Source organism: Alcanivorax sp. MD8A, assembly GCF_002888555.1.
Lineage (GTDB): Bacteria > Pseudomonadota > Gammaproteobacteria > Pseudomonadales > Alcanivoracaceae > Alcanivorax.
Genome location: NZ_AQOQ01000011.1, coordinates 21,547 through 40,767 on the forward strand (window position 1 = coordinate 21,547; position 19,221 = coordinate 40,767).

Here is a 19,221-nt window from a genome sequence, read left to right on the forward strand (position 1 = left end):
CTGAGGTGACTGTGTTGATGGCCGTAATGGTGCAACAGACTTGAGCCCGGCCCCTCGCTAATATACTGTTCATATGGTCAGTATATTGAGGGGGCGATTATGCCAGCTGTCAACCGTGGCACTCTTAGCCGGATTCCCGGGCGCTTCGCCAGCCGTCACAGTGATTTGGACGAGGCGCCCCAGAATCGGCCCACCCGCTACCACCGTGAAATTGCCAAAAGTATTATTGTGACCAACCGCAGTCCGGATTTGCCTTTTTCCCAGAGCATCAATCCCTATCGCGGCTGTGAACATGGCTGCATTTATTGTTACGCGCGCCCGAACCATGCCTATGTGGATCTCTCTCCCGGGCAGGATTTCGAAAGCGAAATTTTCTGCAAGGAAAATGCCGCCGAGGTGTTGCGTGAAAGCCTTCGCAAGCCGGGCTATCAATGCCAGCCCGTCGTTCTGGGTACTGCCACCGATCCTTACCAGCCCGCCGAACGTGAGAGACGACTGACACGGGAGATGCTTCAGGTACTGGTGGATAGCCAGCATCCTTTCAGCCTGATTACCAAGAGTACCCTGGTGCTGCGGGATCTGGATCTGATTGCACCGATGGCACGGGCTGGACGTGCTTCGGTGACGGTGTCGGTCACGACCCTGGATAATCGTCTCAAGGCGCAACTGGAGCCACGTGCCAGTGGCGGCAAGGACCGACTGCGGGTCATTCGCGAGTTAAGCCGTGCGGGTGTGCCTGTGAGTGTGTTGGTGGCGCCGGTGATTCCTTTTATCAACGATCACGAACTGGAAGATATTGTCGGGCAGGTGGCCATGGCGGGGGCAGAGCATGCCGGCTATGTGGTGTTGCGGCTGCCTCATGAGGTGGGCCCCTTGTGGGAAGAGTGGCTGGCGGAGCACTACCCGGACCGGGCAGAGAAGGTCATGTCTGTGATGCGTGATTTGCATGGGGGGGCTATCTACAACAGCCGCTGGCATCAGCGGCAGTCGGGGCAGGGTGCCTGGTCACACCTGCTGCGCCAGCGCTTTGACACCGCCTGTCGTGCGGCTGGACTACAGGGGCGAGAGACTCTGGCGCTGGACACTAGCGGTTTCGTAGCGCCGGGCCCCCACGGTCAATTGGCACTCTGGGATGCTCAAAGCGCGGTGATTGGCCCACGGTGACAGGGGCTGAATGGGCTGTCGTGGTAGATTAGTTACCCAAGGTTACTTATTGGGGTGGTGGACTCGTCGACATGCTGCCCCACGACAGTCTATTCGGGAGAGTCGCATGCATGCTGTTTTGGTTACCGGTGCCAGCGCCGGGATCGGAGAAGAATTTGCCCGTCAGTTGGCAGCAGAAGGACAGCACCTTGTCCTGGTGGCACGGCGTCTGGATCGATTGGAGGCCCTGGCCAGTGAGCTGAAGGCGCGTCATAACATCGAGGTTGCCTGTATTGCTTCAGATCTGGCAGTGGCCGGCGCGGCGCAGGCACTGGTGAGTGAGCTGGACACGCGGGGTATTACCCTTGGCGGGTTGATCAATAATGCCGGTTTTGGCGACCGCGGGGGTTTTCAGGCGTTATCACTTCAGCGGCAGCTGGATATGATTCAGGTGAACGTCACGGCCTTGGTGGATCTGACCTGGCGGCTGCTGCCGGCTCTCAAGTCCCGGCCTAACAGCTTTGTCATCAATGTGGCGTCTACCGCGGCCTTTCAGGCCGGGCCCAATATGGCGGTCTACTATGCCAGCAAGGCGTTTGTGCTTTCCTTCAGTGAAGCCCTGCATGAAGAGCTCAAGGGAGAGGGCGTTGCGGTCAGTGCCTTGTGTCCGGGCGCCACGGATTCTGAATTCGCCAGCGAAGCGAATATGACCAATACCCTGCTATTCAAGGCAGGAACCATGACCCCGCAAGCAGTGGTCAGCAAGGCGTTAGCCGGAAGACGCAAAGCCATTGTTATCCCCGGTTGGAAAAACCTGATCACCGTCTGGCTGGGCAAGGTGTCGCCACGGGCAGTGACGCGCAAGCTGGCTGGTCTGTTGCAGCGATGAATCAGTGCCGCTTCCAGCGAGCCCGCTCGCCAGAGCAGAAGGCCCTGCGGCGTGCGCAGATACTTGATGCTGCGGCGGGATATTTTTCACGACAACGATTCGAGACCATCAGTCTGGTCGATATCGCACGTCAGGCCGGTGTCACCAAGGCTGCGCTCTATCGGTATTACCCCTCCAAGGAAGCCCTGTTTCTGGCGCTGTACCTCGGTGAACTGGAAGACATGGTGGCAGTGCCATTGCCGGAGGGGCAGGCGGGCCCCATGTGGGAACGCCTCAGCGAGCTATTGCTGAGCAGACCCCTGTTCTGTCGGCTGACGGCAATTCTTCACAGTGTGCTGGAGCAAAACCTGGATGCGGATCAGGCGCGCCGGTTTAAAGCGTCGTTACTGCAACATTTCACGATTTTAGCCCAGCGGTTGTCGGATCACTTCGGGTTACCTGTCGACAAGGCCGGCACTTATCTGCTGCAGGTCCAGCAGGCGCTTATCGGTTGCTGGGCCCTGAGTCACCCTGCGCCCGTGGTGGCGGACGTTATCAAACAACCTCCCCTTGATCTGTTCCAGGTGGATTTCAGGCTAGCCTTGCAAGCCCATCTGAAAGCACTCGAAGACGCGCTATGACACTAATCAGTTCCGCCAAAAACCCCGTGGCTACCCTGTTGTTGGCTCACGGCGCAGGGGCTCCCATGGACAGCCCGTTTATGGAATCGCTGGCAGCGGCGTTGGCTGACCGGGGAATTCAGGTGGTGCGCTTTGAATTCCCCTATATGCAGCGCAGACGCGAGGAACAGCGCAAGTTTCCCCCGAATCGCGCCCCCCAACTGCTGGAGGCCTTTGCCAGGCAAGTGGCCAGCGTTGAGCGGTCAGGCCTGCCCTTGTGGGTAGGTGGGAAATCCATGGGCGGCCGGATGGCATCAATGCTGGCAGCGGAGGGCGCGAGCGAGATCGATGGTGTCGTCGCGTTTGGCTACCCGTTTCATCCTCCCGGCAAACCCGAAAACACCCGAACGGAACACCTGGCATCACTCGCGGTGCCGATGCTGATTTGTCAGGGAGAACGTGACCCTTTTGGCAAGCCGGAGGAGGTGAAAGGGTATTCGCTGGATGAAGGGATCCGTGTTCAGTGGCTGGAGGGTGGAGACCATGACTTTAAACCGCTCAAGCGCAGCGGCAGGACGCAGCAGCAGCTAATAGAGGAAGCGGCGAGTAGGGTGTTGGCGTTTATGCAGCGCGAAAGCGAAGCGTAAGTTGCGGTGTCGACCCAGTGACAGGTCGGTTGCGGAAATTGGCAAGTGCCAATTTCCGCAGCGATGAATCACTTGGCCGGTTTTTCACTGACCCACAGGTTAATGGTGCCTTCTACGACCACCGTGCCGTCGTCACGCATGGCCTTGACGGTGACAGGCAGGTCACCCGGCTTCCAGTCTTCCGGTTTTACCTCGGCAGTGGCGGTGATGTTGCTGCTGGCCTTGGCGGTGTAATTCACGTTCATGCCTTTGGGGATCCAGCGCAGGTGCTTGGGAATCGACGATTCCGCCATGGCCCCCATGGCGCACTCGAGGGCATTACAAATGGCGATCACATGGACTGTCTGGATGTGGTTCTCCACCCCTTTGCGTTTTTTGAATTTCACTTCGCAGAAGTTGGGGCGCAATTCCGTGATGACCGGAGTGATGGTGGCAAAATAGGGGGCCTTGCGGCTGAACACCATGGAAAACAGCTTGCGACCGGCAGGCAGTTTCAGTGTTTTTTCATAAAGGTTGAGCAAGTAGTTGTCACTCATGACGGTTCTCCCGTAGATATTGCCGTCATTGTCCACGCCAAGGGAGGGGCTGCAATGGGTTTAGCGCGCCATTGTCACGCTCAACTGCTACCATGGCGTCAGGATCAGAATCAGTACAAGGGGTGGGGAAGTGAAGGTCACGCAATCTTGGAAAAGCGCCAGCTGGAAGGGCAAAACACTGGTGATTCTGGCGTTGTTGTTCGTGCTGTATACCTTGGTGGGTTTCTTTGTGGTGCCGGGGCTGGTCAAGGATAACGCCCGACAGGCGCTGGCTGACCTGACGGGGCGCGACGTCACCATTTCCGAAGTGCGTTTTAACCCTCTGGTACTCAGTGCAGAGATCGATGGCTTTGCCATTGCGGATCAGCAGACTGAGGTGCTGGCCGGTTTTGATCGTCTGTATGTGAATTTTCAGCTCTCTTCCCTGTTCCGCTGGACCTGGTACTTCGACGAGATCAGCGTAGATGGTCTGACGTTACGGGCCCAGCGGAATCCCGAATCCGTTTTCAATTTCGATGATGTGATCGCTCACGCCCAGGCGCAGTTTGCCGAGGACCCGGCAGAGCCTGAGCCGGTGGGGAGCGATGAGGAAGAGGGCGGGTTGCCTAGCCTGGCTATTGCCACCATGACGCTCACCAATGGTGACCTGCGCTATACCGAGGCCACCGGCAAGGAGCCGCATCAACTGGCTTTGCCCGTGGCATTTACCGTCAGCAATTTCTCGACGGTGTCGAAGGGCGAGGGCCAGAATGATTATGCCATTCGCCTGGAAGGCCCGGATGGCGGGGTGTTCGACTGGAATGGCCATTTCGAATTCAGCCCCTTTGTTGCCAATGGCCGGTTGCAGGTGCAAGGGGTAGACCTGGTTTCACTGGCCAGGCTCGGGGCAGAACAGGTGCGCTTCACTGTGCCTTCGGGCGAGCTCGATGTGGAAGCCGAGTATGCCTTTAATGCCGAGCCTGATGCTCAATTGACGGTGAGCAAGGGCCAGGTGGTGCTGCGCGATCTGGCAATTCAGAACCCTGCGGAGGAGACCCCAAGCCTGTTGCTGCCTCAGGTAAAGGTGTCCGGTATTGCGGTGGATACCCTCTCGCAGACGGTGAACATTCCTGAGGTGCTGGTCAATCAGCCGCATATTCGGGCCATCCTGGGGAGTGCTGGCCTTGATCTGGCGACGCTGTTTCTGCCTCCGGATCCCGATGAGGCTGAAGAGCGTAAGCAGGTCGTCAAGGAAAAAGCCCAGCAGGCGGCAGAACGGATTGCTGACGCAGAAACCCTGTGGGTGGTTCGTCTGGATGCCTTGAAAGTGGACGGCAACCGGTTCGAGTTTGTGGATCGCACCCTGAACCCGGCGCAAACCGTGGTGCTGGAAGAAGGCGTGTTTACGCTCAAGGATCTGGTGGTCGGAGAAGAATCGCCGTTCAGTTGGGAAGGGGCGGCCACTGTGCTGGGTGAAGGCAAGTTGAGTCACACCGGGAAAGGCCAGCTCGCCCCATTGTCCATCAATACGTCGGCTTCCCTCACGGCGCTTCCGCTGGCGCCGTTGTCGCCGTGGCTGGAGCGGGAGATGCCGCTGCGGCTGGCGGCGGGGTCACTGGGTCTTGAATTGAACACTGTGGTGGAAGGGGAATCACCGGATATCACGGTGACAGGGGATGTCGCGGTGGACGGGGTGTACCTGCTGGAGAACGGTAGCCCGCTGCTCAAACTGAACCAGACCCGAATCAAGGGCCTGTCGTTGTCCACTGCCAACCAGCAGGTCGGCATCAACGAGATTGCGCTGACGGGTATGGATATGCTCCACCGCATTGATAATCAGGGGCGAGATGCTTCTGCGCGCATTGAGGCAGGTACCCGCCCGGCCTCCGGGGCACAGGGCAGCGAATCGTCGGCGCCCTGGCAAGTGGGCATCAAGCGCGTTCGCCTGGTGGGCAGCCAGGTACGCCATGAAGACCTGTCGGTGAGTCCGAACTTCAAGATCGGCTTGTATCAGCTTTCCGGGGTGGTCAGTAATTTGAGCACGCGTCCAGGCAGCCGGGCGAGTCTGGACCTGAATGCCCAGGTCGATCGTTATGCGCCGTTCAGTATCAAGGGCAGCCTGTCACCGGAGCCTTTGTTCACTGATATGAATGTGTCTCTCAAGAACTATGAAATGACGGGCTTGACCCCCTTTACGGGCCATTATCTGGGCTACAAGGTAGAAAAAGGTCAGTTGGGCGTGGACACGGAAGTGTCCATTGAGAATCGCCACCTGGACAGCGTCACAGATATTCAGGCAGACCAGTTTTATCTGGGCGAGAAAGTTCCGAGCGACGAGGCCGTCAAGGCGCCCGTCAAGCTGGGCCTGTCCGTGTTGCGCAGTCGTTCTGGTGAAATCACCCTGCCGGTGAAAATGTCCGGTGATCTTGATGATCCGAGCTTCAGTGTCAGTGGCATGATTCTGAAAGTGCTCACCAATATCATCGTCAAGGCTGCCACGGCCCCATTCTCTGTGCTGGCCGGGCTGGCCGGAGGGGAGAACCTGGAGCAGATCACCTTCACACCGGGCAGTGCCGAGGTGGGCCCCCAGACGCTCTCGTCTCTGGATGCGTTGTCCAAGGTGCTGGTGGAAAAACCGCACCTGAATATCGGATTGGTCGGTACTACCAACGCGGATGACCGGACAGCATTGGCGGCGCAACGTGTTGGTGATGATATTGATGGCAGTGACTGGACCAGTATTGATGTTGCGGTTCAGGACAAACGTTTGCGCCGCAAGCTGATTCGCCGCTATGAATCGGAGACGGACAAGGAGGTTGAGACGCTGGTCAGTGCGCCGTTGCCCGAAGAGGAAGAGGCCGCCGATGCGATCCTGGCCCGTGCGGCCTGGGATGCCATGGTGACCCAGGAAGCGCAGGCGGTGACCCGTGAGCAACTGGTGGAGTTGGCCCGGTTGCGTTCAGAGAATGCCAAAGCCGCGCTGGTACAGGAATTCGAGGTTGCCCAGGCCCGAGTCTATCTCAATGAATCCCGATTGGACGGTGAAGTGTCTGGCCTGACCCTGACCCTGGAAAAATAACCCATGGCAGTGGTGTGGAGTGCGGATCGCGATGGTGTGCACTACGAAGTTCGCCAGGCTGGGAAAACGCTACGCCTGTATGCCAACGGCATTCAGCATTCCGAGTTTCATCCCGGACGCTTGCTGACAGGGAGCGTCTGGGATTTGCTCTGGTTGCCGGCCCTGCTGCATGAGCCCAGCCAGTGTCGACGTGTTCTGGTATTGGGACTGGGTGGGGGGTCCCTGATTCCCCCGTTGCGCCGCTTGATTGACCCGGAGATTCTGATGGCGGTGGAGCTGGATGCGCCGCATCTGGAGGTTGCCCGCGAGGTATTTGCCATTGAGTCGTTTGGGGTCGACACCTGGCTGGCCGATGCCAGGTTATGGCTGCAGGCCTACGATGGTCCTCCCTTTGATTTGATCATTGAAGACCTGTTCGCGCCCAGCAATGATCAGGTGACTCGTGCCGTAGCGGCGGACCCTGAGTGGTTTGCCTGTCTGGCGGATAACCTGACCCCGACGGGAACACTGGTGATGAACTTCGGCGACTGGCAGGAATACCGAGATAGCCCGGTGGCTGCTGACTGGCCATTGGCCGAGCATGGTTTTGCCAGCCGTTTCCGGTTGTCCTGCAGTGATTGTCACAATGCCGTGATGGCGTTTACCCGTGAGCCCGCGCGCAGTATTCACCTGCGTCGACGTATTGCCAGCACGCCTGAATTGAACGGTTTTCTGGCGAAAAGGCGGCTGGATTACCACATCCGGCAACTGGACTGATCTCTCGCCGCTTTCTTCTGTTCTGTTTTCGCGTTTCTTCTCTGTCACTGCGTGAGCGGACTACTCAAGCAGTGACAAGGAATACAGGCTCTGGCTCTCTGCCTCGGTTAACAGCAGGGCACTGCGGGGCTTGTCATCGTGCAAGCCGATCAGGATCGCCCGGTAGGTGAGCACCGCTTTTACGTAGTCCCGGGTTTCCCGGAACGGAATGGATTCTATCCAGACATCGGCGGCCACTGCCTTGTCATCTTCTTCCAGCCAGCTGTTCAATCGATGCGGGCCAGCATTGTAGGCGGCCAGAGCCAACAGCCGATTGCCATTGAACTGTTCCAACAGGCCAGCCAGGTAATGGCTGCCGAGGGCGATGTTGAGGTCCTTGTCGTACAGCTTTTCCTGATCCGGCCGCGCATGGCCGCTGTCCCGTGCCACATTGCGCGCAGTGGCAGGCATCAGTTGCATCAGTCCGCTGGCGCCCACCGGTGAACGGGCACGTGGATTAAAGGCGCTTTCCCGGCGCGAAACTGCCATGGCAAGCCACGGATCCAGATCATTCTCGCGGCCGGCTTTTTCGAATGTCTGTCGATAGGCCGGCGGGAAACGCCAGGCGAGAGTATCCCAGGCCTTGGCCTGAATAGACGCGGCCACGGCCATGCTGTACCACTGCTGTTCAAGGGCATACTGGGCAAGCTGTCGTTGCTGCTGCTCATTGCTGTGCCACATCAGCCACATCCACTCTTCGTGGGCTGCACGGTCTTCCCCCATGTCGAGCAGCATGCCGATACGCGCTGCCGCGGGAGGGGGAGAGAAATCCTCCCCCTGGACAAAGGTGGCAGTGGAAAACTGATAGGGCTCGCCCAATTGGTCTGCTGCCAGAAAGGCATAAAAATTCCGGCCTTTGGCGGCTTGCTGCAGCAGGGTGCGGGCGGCGTCAGGCTCTCCGTTTTGTTCCTGGGCCTTGGCCAGCCAGTATTGCCAGCGTGATTCCTGCCGTTCTGTCTCAGGCATCCGCGTCACCCAATGCTCAACGCCCGGCCAGTCTTGCTCGATGATGGCGCGGCGGGTCCGCTGGATCAGCAGTTCCGCGTCGGCATGCTGATCCAGCCATTGGTCCAGCCATGGCCGGTTTTCTTCAATGCCGCGAATAGTGGAGTACCAGGCAAGGCGCCGGGCGAGTGTTTCTCGCGCGTCCACATCGGGAATGTCTTTCTTTGCGTGCTTTTCGTACCACTGGCGGGCGGCGACCGTATCCGTCTGGATCCAGCGATAAACACCAGCCTGCAATAGTGCCTGACGCTGGGTGGGGGGCAGTGAGTGCGGTAGTGACTGCAGCTGCTCCGGTGAGCGGTACAGTGTTTTCAGTCGGCGGCTGGCATCCTCATAGGCACTGCCATCCAGCTTGCGGTCCAGGTAGCGCATCAGGCTGTACTGGCCCGCTTCAAATGCCAGTTGCTGGCGCTCCCAGATCGCGGTGTCATCGATGATCGCTTTCTTCTGGGCAGCCTCGAACAGCGGGTCGCAGGCATCGGGCAGCGAGCGGCCATGGGCCCAGATGTCCCGGGCACTCTGCAAGGCCTGGGTATCACCCTGAGCCACTTTGGCGCGATAGTAATAGCATTTCAGGCTGGTGGCAGACGGTGGCTGTTGCCAGATGGCGAGCACATCGTCCCAGCGCTCGGCCTTGCCATAGGCCACCAGAGCCAGCTGTCGAATATCCGTAGGGAGCGGTGAGTCGGGGTAATCCCGGACGTAGTCATTGATCCGCTGGGGATTCAGGTTTGGTAGCGCAGCGCGCAGGCGATGAAAATCCAGATAGGCCTGCAGTGGGTGTTCGTCCCCCAGCTGCTTTTCCATTCGGGAGAGGGTCTCCCAGTCGTCATGTCGCGCTGCATCCAGTGCCTGGCGGAAGTTGCCGCTGTCCGTGGCGGCAAAAACCAACGAAGAAATCAGGTTGCAGGCCAGCAGTACTACAGCGCGGGTGAAGGGCGCAGTGCCAACCATGAGGGTCTCCACATCGTCAGAATGATTCTGATTCTACGCAAACCGGGGGGGCAGAGGGGAGAGATTGTGTAAAACTTTCGCGGGCAGTGGCTGCGGTCTCACAGGGAGTATGCGCTATACTGCAGCCCGTTTTTATTGGCAATGTTGGCGCACGAATGATGGAAAACACTACCCAGTTGTTAGTTCGGCAGGATGAGGCTTTGGCAGGCCGTCAGGTGCTTGTGGTGGAGGCCAATGATCCTGCGTTGACCGGGTTGAATATCGATGCGCAAATTCACGTGCATGCGGATGACTTTACCATCGGCGCCCATCAGTGGTCGCCACTGCCTTCGGTGGCCGATGAAGTGGATTTGCTGGTGTTGCCATTGCCCAAATCCATCGACCGACTGCGTTTCTTGCTCAATGGGTTAGCCGGTGCGCTGGGTAAACCGGTGGAGTTGTGGCTGATTGGACCCGCCAAAGGCGGCATTCGCGGGGCGCTCAAGCACCTTGAAGCCCATGTGGATGAGGTCGAGCTGGTGGATAGTGCGCGGCACTGCAAACTGTACCGTGGCATGCTACAGCCCGGTGCCAGCCAAACTCTGGAGGCCTGGGGGCAGAGTATTGCCGTGGGGGAGTTGACGGCGGTGAGTTACCCCGGGGTCTTCAGCCATGGCCGTTTGGATGAAGGGTCCCAGCTCTTGTTGGATGCCATGGCGGGTCATCGTTTGCCTTCCCCCGGCAAAGTCATTGATATGGGCTGTGGCGCCGGTGTGCTGTCGATTTCCCTGGCGCGGCAAGGCTGGCAGGTTCAGGCCGTGGATGTGAGTGCCACTGCGGTAGCGGCATGCCAGGCGAGCCTTGAGAAAAATGACCTTCAGGGTCGGGTCATGGGGGGAGACTTGTTTTCACCGGTATCCGGTCGTGTGGACATGATTGTCACCAACCCGCCGTTTCACGACCGACGTCAGCGAACCACGGACATTACCCGCCGATTGATTGCCGACGCCCCCAGACACCTGCGAGAGGGCGGTGAGATCTGGTTGGTGGCCAATCGTGAGTTGCCCTATGCCCAATGGCTCGATGATGCCTTCGGGCATGTTCAGGTGGCAGCGGAAACCAACCGTTTTCGGGTGTATCGGGCTGTCTGATCAGCGTCATCCCGTCACAGCATTAAAGCATTTTCTCTGTGGCCATCCAGGTGATGCAATTCTCGACCATGGTGGCCAGTGGGACCTGATCATTGAACCCCAGCTCCCGCACTGCCTTGCTGCCGTCGGCATGTACACGGCTGGTCACCAGCGCGACCTTCTCGGGTGTCAGTCGTGGCTCGTTGCCGGTAAACAGGCTGGCAATCGGGTAAAGCTGCCCGGCCAGTCGCAGGACGGCAGGCGGCACGGTTCTGGATGGCGCTTTGCGGCCAAGCCGGCCGGCGATGGTCTGTACCAGCTCCAGAAAACTCGCCTCTACCCCGGCAAGGATATAGCGCTCGCCGCAGGCTCCCCTTTCCTGTGCCGCCAGATGCGCGCGGGCGACTTCCTCGACGGCGCAGAAGTTGCCGCCCCCCGGCGGCACGCCTGGCAGCTTGCCATCGTTGATCAGTTTGATCATCTGTGACCAGTTGTGGGTGTCGCCGGCGCCGATGATTCCGCAGGGGTTCAGGATCACGGCATCCAATCCCTGCTTGATACCGTTTTCCACTTCCTGTTCGGCGAGAAACTTGGTGCGGTTATAGCTGATCCAGTCGCTGGCCGCGTTGGACGGTGTTTCCTCGTTGATGGGACTGTCCTGGATACCCCAGGCAGAAATGGACGAGGTGTGGATAAAACGCCCCGCCACATTTTTTAGCGCGGCGCTCACCATGGCTCGGGTGCCCATCACATTGTCACGGTACTGCTGTGCGTTACCCCGGCGCCACAGGCTGGTATTGCCCGCCACATGGAAGACCGCATCAGGGGCTGGCGGCATCACCAACGCCAGTTCGGTGGCATTATCCAGTGGCGCCTGGACGACCGATACGCCCCTGGCCTGAAGCGCGGATGCATCGCTGCGAGGCCGGATAACGGCCGTGACGTCCCAGCCGTTGTCGAGTAGCTGTTCTACGATATGCCCACCCAGAAATCCCCTGGCTCCGCTGACAAACGCGACTGGCATGTGTTTCTCCTTATTAGTGGCCATCGTTGAGATGGCTAAACGCCGTTGACGAAAAGTGTACCGCCTTTGCGCCCAAGTGTGACGAAAACTACGAGGAAGGACTGGCCAACTGGCGGCCTTTTGACTATATTCCCGTTTCTCTCGGCGGGTGTAGTTCAATGGTAGAACGGCAGCTTCCCAAGCTGCATACGAGAGTTCGATTCTCTTCACCCGCTCCACTTTCTTTTGCATCCGCCTGCTTGTGCTGCTGTCAAAGATCGACGGCAGCCTTTCCCGAAAGCCATCTCTACAGGGCGGACATCAGCTCCTGCCATCGTGTGGTGTAGGCAGGGGAGAGCTGCTGCTGCTTCATTCCCCATTCTGGTCTGTGTGCTTCCATACCCTGGGCGGCCAGCCATACCTTGCCGATCCCTTGCTGATTGATGTTGTCGAGTGTGGCCATCAGGGTGTCGGTTCGGGCGCGGGCGGGTGGGTCCAGCAAGCTGTTCTGCTGGCAACCGGGGGCGGCAATATCGTGTATCAGGATGCCGGCCTTGGCATAGCGGTAACCGTCTTGCCAGATGCCGTCCAGCAACTTGCGGGCCATGGCCAGCAGGTCCCGGGCATCGGCAGTGGGGGTTGGGAAGTGGCCTGTTGCCTGGTTGCTGTAGCGGGCTTCACCGGGGGTAAAGGGGCTGGTTTGGATAAAGAGGCTGAGCTGGGAGGCCAGGCTGTTCTGGCCGCGCAGTTTTTCACCGGCACGCCAGGCGTGGGTCGTGATGGCGTGCTGCATGATGGTCTTGTCGGTGACCCGTTCCCCGAATGAGCGCGAGCAGATGATCTGTTGACGTGGCGCCGGGATGCTCTCCAGTGACAGACAGGCATTGCCGTTGAGTTCTCGCACGGTGCGTGCCAGTACAACACTGAACTGTTTCTGTATCTGCTCAGGCTGGCACCGGGCCAGGTCCAGGGCGGTGTGAATACCCTGTTCCGCAAGGCGTTTTCCGAGCCGTCGTCCCACTCCCCAGATGTCGGTTACCGGCACCCGCTGCATCAGTTTCTGTTGCCGTATCGGCTCGTTTAGCACGACCACGCCGCCCGTGGCGGGCCATTGTTTGGCTGCATGGTTGGCCAGTTTGGCCAGGGTTTTGGTGGGGGCAATTCCCACGCAGACGCTCAATCCCTGATGGCGACCAATGGTGTGACGGATCCGTTCGCCGAGCGGTTGCAGTTGTGGCAGGGGGATGCCGCTCAGTTCCAGAAAGGCCTCATCAATGGAATACACCTCCACGGCGGGGGCCAGTTGTTCAAGGGTGGCCATGACCCGTGCAGACATGTCTGCGTACAAGGCGTAGTTGGAAGAAAACACGGTGATGCCGTGTTGTTGCACGGCATGGCGAATTTTGAATGCCGGAATGCCCATACGAATGCCGAGGCGTTTGGCTTCTGCGGAGCGAGCGACGACACAGCCATCGTTGTTGGACAGAACCACCACCGGTTTGCCGCGCAGATCCGGCCGGAACAGGGTTTCGCAGGAGGCATAGAAGTTATTGCAGTCTACCAGGGCGTACATATCACTTGCGCCGGGTCTGGTGGATGACAAAAGTGACCACGCCAAAGAGATCGAGCTGACTGTTGTCATCCAGCATCAGGGGAGGATAGGCCGGGTTGTGGGCTTTCAGGCAGGGGGTGGGGTGCAGGCACAGCTCCTTGACGGTGAATTCGCCATCCAGGGCTGCGACGACAATATCCCCGTGGCGGGCCTCCAGTGCCCGGTCGATGACCAGTATGTCGCCGGAAGAAATGCTCGCCCCGAGCATGGAATCGCCGCTGGCACGGGCAAAGAAAGTGGCATTGGGGTGTTCGATGCACAAGGTGTTCAGATCCAGCCGCTGTTCAATATGATCCTGGGCAGGAGAGGGAAAGCCAGCCGGGATGCGAGAGGCATACAGGGGACGCTCGAGTGGTGGCATCTCGTGGGCGGGAGAAAGAAGAGAGACAGGCATGGTGGGGCGCTCCGGATATACTGTTCTTATGATCAGTATATCCGAAAAGGCCCAGAGGCAATCAAGAGTCTTGTAATGAGTGAGGAGAAGAGCTTCTCAACAGCCTGCTAGACCGGGATGGTCAGATAGCGACGCCCCAGCTCGAACAGGGCACGAACTTCCAGCATTGCGTCGTGGCTGCGCAGGGCATCGCTGGCCATGCGGATCACCGGATAGCGGTGGGCCCAGGCACAACTTTGCACGTAATGGCTGCGGGCGCAGCTAGGGTTGAGGGTGTTGATGGCCAGAAAGCGCTCCTGCTCATCGTTGTACAGGACGTAGCCACGGAAAACCGCATGTTGGGGAAGGCCGACTTCATCAAGGAAGTCCGGGAGCCAGTTCTGGGTGGTGTCTGTATTCATGTTGCCCTCAATCGCGTCAAGGCCATCTGCCGATATGACCTTACGATAGGGGAGAAGTTGCACAGGGTCGGTCGGTTTTGTTTGCCGAATTGTCAGTAGTTTGTGACGGGGTTCGGGTTCTTGGTAAATGGGTAGCGTCAGCGCTGCGCGGAGAGCTGCTGCAGGCACTGGATGAGGGTGTGGCGGCGTAGGGGCTTATTGAGGACCTGGTTGATCCCGGCTTCGCGAACCAGGCGGGCATCGCTGTTCAGAGTGTGGGCGGTCAGGGCAATGACGGGGCAGGGCGGAAGCCCGGCTTGCTGTTCATACTGGCGAATGGCCCGGGTGGCATCGGGGCCGTCCAGTCCCGGCATTTCCACATCCATAAAGATGACATCAAACTGGCCACGCTGTTGCTGGTAGGCCTCCAGCGCAGCCTGCCCGTCGTCACAGATGGTGGCCTCCGGCAGGGACAGGGACCTCAGCAGGGCTTGCAGCACGGAGCGATTCACCGGGTTATCCTCGGCCACCAGCACACGGAGGGGGGGCAGGGCCGGGGAGGTTGCAGGCGCACGGGTGTCTTGTCCTGGTTGGGCCTCATGGGCCAGTAACCGGTACAAGGCTGTGCGGGTGACCGGTAGGCGAAGGTAGTGCAGCGGGGGGGAATCCATGTCTTCATGGCAGATAAAAATCGCTCTGTCCTGCCAGCCTGAAGGAGTGGCCTCGGTGCAGGTCTGGCCATGAAGCAGGTTGATATCGATGAGGGCAATGGCGGATGCCGGCGCGCTGTCGAGCATAGCCAACGACGCTCCACGTAACGGGCGGCCATTGGCCAGATTCAGCATGCGAGTCAGGGGCTGCTGCAGGGCATCCTGTTCACTGATGACCAGCTGGGGGGAACCGCCCAGGTCCGGCAGAGTGGGTTGATCGGGGGCGGGGGTCAGGGGCAGCTGCAGGGAAAAGGTGCTGCCTTTACCCGGAATACTGTCGACGGACAGGGTTCCCTGCATGATCTCGCTCAGTGAGCGGCAAACGCTCAGGCCCAGTCCGGTGCCGCCGAAACGGCGCGCGGTACTCTGATCCGCCTGGGCGAAGGCGTCGAAGATGCCGGCCTGTTGTTGTGCACTGATACCGATACCGGTGTCTTCGATCTCAATGCGCACCCCCTGGGGATGATCCAGCGCCCGGACAATGATGTGCCCCTGCTCGGTGAACTTGATGGCATTGCTGATCAGGTTCATGAGGATCTGACGTAGCCGGATCTCGTCCCCCATAATGATTTGGTGGTCTTTGAGCAGTAACTCACAGGCCAGCAACAAGTGCTTCTTTTCGGCTTGCCCGGCGTAGGCACACAGGGTGTCCTCAATGAGGCCGACCAGATTGACCGGTCGATGCTCCAGCTTCAGTTCTCCCGCCTCAATCTTCGAGAAATCGAGAATATCGTTGATGATGGCCAGCAGGTTTTCGCTGGATTGCTGCATCAGCTTCAGATAATGCGCCTGGCGGGGGTTCAGGGGAGAGCCTTGGAGCAGGTCCAGCAGGCCGATGATGCCGTTGAGGGGCGTACGGATTTCGTGGCTCATGGTCGCCATGAAAGTGTTCTTGGCATCGTTGGCGCTTTCAGCCCGAATGCGTCGCTCTTCATTATCCAGCCGCAATTCCCGCTCTTTCAGGAGTGCCTGGTCGGCGCTCTGTCGTGCCTGGATGTCTTCCAGTAATCTCAGCCGCATGGTCTCAAGCGCAGCGGCAATATTGTCCAGTTCGTCGTTGCCGGGCTCGGTTTGGCGCGGAATGGGGTGATGCAGGGAAGACAGGGTCAGTTGCCGGGTGGCATCGGCCAGTTTTCCCAGACGACGGGTTAGTAACTGGCGTAACAGGATGATAATGAGCACGGCGCTGATCAGCGCCTGCATGGCCAGAAAGATCACCAGGAAGATGGTCTGCTGACCTAGCTGTTGGTAGAGACTGTGCTGGGAAATACCCAGCTCCAGTGTGCCAAGGGGCTCAATTTCACCACTGCGCCGTTGATAGGTCAGGGCAAAACGGTGCGGTTCCTGCGGAAGGTGGGCGGCACTGTCACTGGCGCTGAGCATTTTGCTGCCGCCGTTCCAGTCCTGCCAGCGGATCACGGCATATTCCACATCGGGCAGGCTGACCAGGGCATTGAGCTGCACACGCAGCTGCTCTTCATCGAAGTTCCACAGTGAGCGGGACAGACCGGGCAGCGTGGTGAGTTCGATCTGGGCGAGATTCTGTTCCAGCCGCTGGGTGCCCTGGTGATATTCGCGTACCACAAAGAGCGCGATGCTGATCAGCATGACCAGCAGGCTGACCAACAGGATGGCCCCCGCCAACCGTAAGGCCAGCGGGTTATGCCTGGAAAAAGGGGTTAGCAAACCGCGCAAACGTTCTCTCCCTGAAACCCTTCCGACGCTGCGCGGGGTCAGGCAGGCCTACACGACAGACATCGGTACCTGGTCAAGCATACGCTCTTCGATGCGGTCCAGGCGAGCACGACAGTCGCGGAAGGTGCGGCTGATGGTGGTGGTGTTGGCAACCATGTCCACTTTGGGCCAGGTGGCTTTTTCACCGCGGCGAATGAAGGTTCGCACGTCTTCCAGGGTCGCGTTGCTCAGCACTTTCAATGCATTGAGCGGCTGGCGGGGCGGAATCATGTTGATGTCGCCCATGTATTTCTGGCCGACCATGCTTCTGGCTTTGTCGATAATCAGGCCCAGGTCGTTGGAGGCGACCCGCTTCTGCACCACATCCAGTCCATAGCGAACATTCATGGAGACGTTTTTGAGTGCCCAGTCACCGACCATGCGCAGGGTGCTCTCTGCGTGCTCGTTACGTGACAGGAAGGGCACAACGTGAGGATTCGTCTGGCTGACAATGGAATGGTTCACTCCATACAGGCGTGCCAGTCGCTGGATGGGCAGATCGTCAACGATGGAGCCATCAACAAACTTCCGCCCCGGAATATAGGGAACACGCTCACCGTCGATATTCTTGGCCCACAGGGAAACGGGTGGGTAGATACCGGGGATGGCGCAGGACGCCAGCGACGCTTTGCGAATCAACACATTGGGTGAAGTACGCCAGTTGAGCAGGCGGGCGTGCTGGTTGCGATCGTAGGGGCTGACGGTGATGTTGATTTCACGGCCGGTGTGGCGGTAGGCCTCTTCGAAGGTCATATCGAAGATGTTTTCTTCAAGACAACCTTCCAGGTGATCGCCATCCAGCACCGGGGTGCCGCGCAGCAAGCCTTTCCAGCCGATCACCTTGAAGGCTTCCAGATAGATGTTTTCCGGTTCGAGCTTGGTTTTCAGCTGTTCGTCGTTATGGGTGCCGACCACGGACGCAATGATACTGCCGGCACTGGAGCCGGAGATGACCGAGGGCAGCAAGCCCTGCTCCCACAAACAGCGGGCGACCCCGATGTGGAACAGCCCCAGGGCGGCGCCACCGGATAGCATCAGACAGCTCTGGCCAAAGGCCTGACCGGTGGTTTCGAAGAAATCGAGTTTTTCCTTGAGACCGAATTCCTTGAAGTTACTGTCGCACAGGTAGTTGAGAGCGGTGGTGACTTCGGTGAGGTAGTTTTCGATCAGGCGTTTGGTGCCGACCCGGCTGTGCTGATACAGCTTTGGGTTGGAAATATTGCCAAGGTTGCCGTGCAGGCCTTCATGGAGGTGGAAGACCAGCTTGTTGACGTCGTTGCGCTCCCGGGCCTGACGGATTTGCCACAGCCGGTTGCGGATCAGTTCGTAGTCGTAGTGGGCGGAGCGGTCGATTTCCTTCCACTCGTCAGCGCCGGACAGGCGGTCGTGTTCCTGGCTGGCCTCGTACCATTCTTCATAGGTCTGGGCGTGCTCAATGGCGCGCTCCAGCTGCTTGAGTGTGCCTTTCATGCCGGCTCTCTCCGCGGATATTTGTTGTCATTGTCTGATGTCAGTATAGCCATGGGGAGCGGTGAGAATGAAGGTTTTGTCAGACAAAAGGCCGATGTTGGGTATTCGGCCGTGAGGATTATGTGTGAATTTGCGTACCGGAGTACGGTGACACGTCAGTTGGGCTCGTCCTGCTGGCGGTACTGGCCAGGGGTCATGCCGGTATGGCGCTTGAAGCTGCGCTGGAAGGAGCGGATGTCGGAGTAACCCAGCGCTTCGGCAATGTCTGCCTGGGGTTTACGGGTCTGTCTTAACTGCAGGCGAGCTTCCTGAAGACGAACTTCGTCAAGCAGCTTCTGCCAGCTGTGCCCTTCATCTGCCAGGTGACGGTGCAGGGTACGCACATTCATCCCCAGTCGCTCGGCGATGTTTTCCTTGCGGGGCAGGGTACGGCCAATGGCATCGTGAATACACTGGCGTACCCGGCGCGCGAGCCCGGTTTCCACTCCGAGTTTATCCAGTTGGGCGATAGCGTGGGATTCCAGTGTGGAAAGTAGCAGCGGGTCTGGCTGGCGGATCGGTAGCTCAAGCAACTGGGCCGGGCCCACCAGTGCGGATACCGGTTTATTGAAGCAGACCTCACACCGGAAGATATCTTCATAGGCTGCTCGGCTGGCGTTGTCCGGTGCGGAATGCTCCAGCCAAACCTGATGAGGGGCAAGCTGGTCGTTGCCGGTAAGCCAGCGCGCGTAGCACAACCACGAGCTGAGGACGTTATCAATCAGGTGCTGGCGGGCAGGCTGGCGGGTGTAACGACAGTTCCAGCGAATTTGGGCCTGCTCCGGGGTAAGGGCGATATCCGTGGTGCCCATGTCGCCCACCAGCTTTTCATACAGGGTGACCTTGTCCAGCGCTTCGTGCAGGGTGCCCACGCTCATGGCGATATAGCCGATCACGTTATAGGAACCCGGCTGTATGAAGGCGGAGGTGCGCAGGCCGAACAGTGGATCATCGGCTTGCTGGATCAGCTGATGAAGCAGTGCCTCAAAATCCTCTCCATCGATACGGGCGTCTGGCTGCTGAAGGGTGTCCCGGGACAAGCCTGCGGTGGCCATGGCGGCAGCAATATCCAGCCCACGGTCTTCACCGTGTGCCAGATATTGCTGCAGTGCCGCCGCACTGATTTGTCCCAGATCATTCACGC

General features: G+C 59.0%; 16 protein-coding genes and 1 tRNA gene. 8 read left to right on the forward strand and 9 right to left on the reverse strand.

Annotation, left to right across the window (positions count from 1 at the left end):
* Positions 1-99 precede the first annotated feature (99 nt).
* From A15D_RS07555 to A15D_RS07570, 4 genes are all read left to right on the forward strand, one after another.
* Positions 100-1,164 (forward strand): PA0069 family radical SAM protein, encoded by a 1,065-nt coding sequence (locus tag A15D_RS07555; RefSeq protein ID WP_102791425.1) that lies wholly within the window; start codon positions 100-102, stop codon positions 1,162-1,164.
* Between the two features lie 106 nt (positions 1,165-1,270).
* A complete protein-coding gene (locus A15D_RS07560) occupies positions 1,271-2,032 on the forward strand; it encodes an SDR family oxidoreductase (protein WP_102791426.1) in 762 nt (253 codons plus the stop codon).
* Positions 2,029-2,652, forward strand: a complete 624-nt coding sequence (locus tag A15D_RS07565) for a TetR/AcrR family transcriptional regulator (protein ID WP_022986235.1) — start codon at positions 2,029-2,031, stop codon at positions 2,650-2,652. The genes A15D_RS07560 and A15D_RS07565 overlap by 4 nt, the downstream gene beginning before the upstream one ends.
* Positions 2,649-3,278: an alpha/beta family hydrolase gene (locus A15D_RS07570; RefSeq protein WP_102791427.1), complete on the forward strand. Its 630-nt coding sequence runs from the start codon at positions 2,649-2,651 to the stop codon at positions 3,276-3,278. Before A15D_RS07565 ends, A15D_RS07570 begins: the two co-directional genes overlap by 4 nt.
* 68 nt (positions 3,279-3,346) lie before the next feature.
* Here the strand turns inward: A15D_RS07570 and A15D_RS07575 are convergent, their stop codons facing one another.
* Positions 3,347-3,814 (reverse strand): hotdog fold domain-containing protein, encoded by a 468-nt coding sequence (locus A15D_RS07575; RefSeq protein WP_102791428.1) that lies wholly within the window; start codon positions 3,812-3,814, stop codon positions 3,347-3,349.
* 130 nt (positions 3,815-3,944) lie between these two features.
* Between A15D_RS07575 and A15D_RS07580 the strand changes: the two genes are divergently transcribed.
* Together A15D_RS07580 and A15D_RS07585 are read left to right on the forward strand one after the other, a co-directional pair.
* Entirely contained in the window at positions 3,945-6,872 is a 2,928-nt protein-coding gene (locus A15D_RS07580; RefSeq protein ID WP_102791429.1) for a DUF748 domain-containing protein, read from the forward strand.
* A gap of 3 nt (positions 6,873-6,875) precedes the next feature.
* Positions 6,876-7,628, forward strand: coding sequence for a hypothetical protein (locus A15D_RS07585; RefSeq protein ID WP_102791430.1), 753 nt, complete (start codon positions 6,876-6,878; stop codon positions 7,626-7,628).
* A 60-nt stretch (positions 7,629-7,688) separates the two neighbouring features.
* Here the strand turns inward: A15D_RS07585 and A15D_RS07590 are convergent, their stop codons facing one another.
* Positions 7,689-9,626, reverse strand: a complete 1,938-nt coding sequence (locus tag A15D_RS07590) for a transglycosylase SLT domain-containing protein (RefSeq protein WP_102791431.1) — start codon at positions 9,624-9,626, stop codon at positions 7,689-7,691.
* 155 nt (positions 9,627-9,781) lie between these two features.
* Here A15D_RS07590 and A15D_RS07595 point away from each other — a divergent pair, with 155 nt between their 5' ends.
* The gene (locus tag A15D_RS07595; protein ID WP_233192148.1) at positions 9,782-10,756 is read left to right on the forward strand and encodes a methyltransferase; all 975 of its coding nucleotides are present in this window, start codon (positions 9,782-9,784) and stop codon (positions 10,754-10,756) included.
* 22 nt (positions 10,757-10,778) lie between these two features.
* Here the strand turns inward: A15D_RS07595 and A15D_RS07600 are convergent, their stop codons facing one another.
* Complete coding sequence (locus A15D_RS07600; RefSeq protein ID WP_102791432.1) at positions 10,779-11,759, reverse strand: NAD-dependent epimerase/dehydratase family protein; 981 nt, start codon at positions 11,757-11,759, stop codon at positions 10,779-10,781.
* A 144-nt stretch (positions 11,760-11,903) separates the two neighbouring features.
* On the opposite strand from A15D_RS07600, the gene A15D_RS07605 reads away from it, so the two are divergent.
* Positions 11,904-11,977, forward strand: a tRNA-Gly gene (locus A15D_RS07605).
* 68 nt (positions 11,978-12,045) lie between these two features.
* Here the strand turns inward: A15D_RS07605 and umuC are convergent.
* The 6 genes from umuC to A15D_RS07635 all read right to left on the reverse strand — a co-directional run bounded on the left by umuC (position 12,046) and on the right by A15D_RS07635 (position 19,219).
* Positions 12,046-13,311 carry a translesion error-prone DNA polymerase V subunit UmuC gene (gene umuC / locus A15D_RS07610; protein WP_102791433.1) on the reverse strand — a complete coding sequence of 422 codons (1,266 nt, stop codon included), beginning with the start codon at positions 13,309-13,311 and terminating at the stop codon, positions 12,046-12,048.
* A gap of 1 nt (position 13,312) precedes the next feature.
* Positions 13,313-13,744 carry a translesion error-prone DNA polymerase V autoproteolytic subunit gene (umuD, locus tag A15D_RS07615; RefSeq protein ID WP_102791434.1) on the reverse strand — a complete coding sequence of 144 codons (432 nt, stop codon included), beginning with the start codon at positions 13,742-13,744 and terminating at the stop codon, positions 13,313-13,315.
* 107 nt (positions 13,745-13,851) lie between these two features.
* The gene (locus tag A15D_RS07620) at positions 13,852-14,145 is read right to left on the reverse strand and encodes a hypothetical protein (protein ID WP_102791435.1); all 294 of its coding nucleotides are present in this window, start codon (positions 14,143-14,145) and stop codon (positions 13,852-13,854) included.
* 137 nt (positions 14,146-14,282) lie between these two features.
* Positions 14,283-16,529, reverse strand: a complete 2,247-nt coding sequence (locus A15D_RS07625; protein WP_102791436.1) for an ATP-binding protein — start codon at positions 16,527-16,529, stop codon at positions 14,283-14,285.
* Between the two features lie 48 nt (positions 16,530-16,577).
* On the reverse strand, positions 16,578-18,038 hold the full coding sequence (locus tag A15D_RS07630) for a DUF3336 domain-containing protein (protein WP_102791437.1): 1,461 nt from the start codon (positions 18,036-18,038) through the stop codon (positions 16,578-16,580).
* A gap of 155 nt (positions 18,039-18,193) precedes the next feature.
* Positions 18,194-19,219, reverse strand: a complete 1,026-nt coding sequence (locus A15D_RS07635; protein WP_102791438.1) for an AraC family transcriptional regulator — start codon at positions 19,217-19,219, stop codon at positions 18,194-18,196.
* Positions 19,220-19,221: the final 2 nt, after the last annotated feature.

Excerpts from the sequence above, each read along its gene's own strand:
- A15D_RS07555 (WP_102791425.1), top strand. The coding sequence starts at position 100 with ATGCCAGCTGTCAACCGTGGCACTCTTAGCCGGATTCCCGGGCGCTTC.
- A15D_RS07560 (WP_102791426.1), top strand. The coding sequence starts at position 1,271 with ATGCATGCTGTTTTGGTTACCGGTGCCAGCGCCGGGATCGGAGAAGAA.
- A15D_RS07565 (WP_022986235.1), top strand. The coding sequence starts at position 2,029 with ATGAATCAGTGCCGCTTCCAGCGAGCCCGCTCGCCAGAGCAGAAGGCC.
- A15D_RS07570 (WP_102791427.1), top strand. The coding sequence starts at position 2,649 with ATGACACTAATCAGTTCCGCCAAAAACCCCGTGGCTACCCTGTTGTTG.
- A15D_RS07575 (WP_102791428.1), bottom strand. The coding sequence starts at position 3,814 with ATGAGTGACAACTACTTGCTCAACCTTTATGAAAAAACACTGAAACTG.
- A15D_RS07585 (WP_102791430.1), top strand. The coding sequence starts at position 6,876 with ATGGCAGTGGTGTGGAGTGCGGATCGCGATGGTGTGCACTACGAAGTT.
- A15D_RS07590 (WP_102791431.1), bottom strand. The coding sequence starts at position 9,626 with ATGGTTGGCACTGCGCCCTTCACCCGCGCTGTAGTACTGCTGGCCTGC.
- A15D_RS07595 (WP_233192148.1), top strand. The coding sequence starts at position 9,782 with ATGATGGAAAACACTACCCAGTTGTTAGTTCGGCAGGATGAGGCTTTG.
- A15D_RS07600 (WP_102791432.1), bottom strand. The coding sequence starts at position 11,759 with ATGCCAGTCGCGTTTGTCAGCGGAGCCAGGGGATTTCTGGGTGGGCAT.
- umuC (WP_102791433.1), bottom strand. The coding sequence starts at position 13,311 with ATGTACGCCCTGGTAGACTGCAATAACTTCTATGCCTCCTGCGAAACC.
- umuD (WP_102791434.1), bottom strand. The coding sequence starts at position 13,744 with ATGCCTGTCTCTCTTCTTTCTCCCGCCCACGAGATGCCACCACTCGAG.
- A15D_RS07620 (WP_102791435.1), bottom strand. The coding sequence starts at position 14,145 with ATGAATACAGACACCACCCAGAACTGGCTCCCGGACTTCCTTGATGAA.
- A15D_RS07630 (WP_102791437.1), bottom strand. The coding sequence starts at position 18,038 with ATGAAAGGCACACTCAAGCAGCTGGAGCGCGCCATTGAGCACGCCCAG.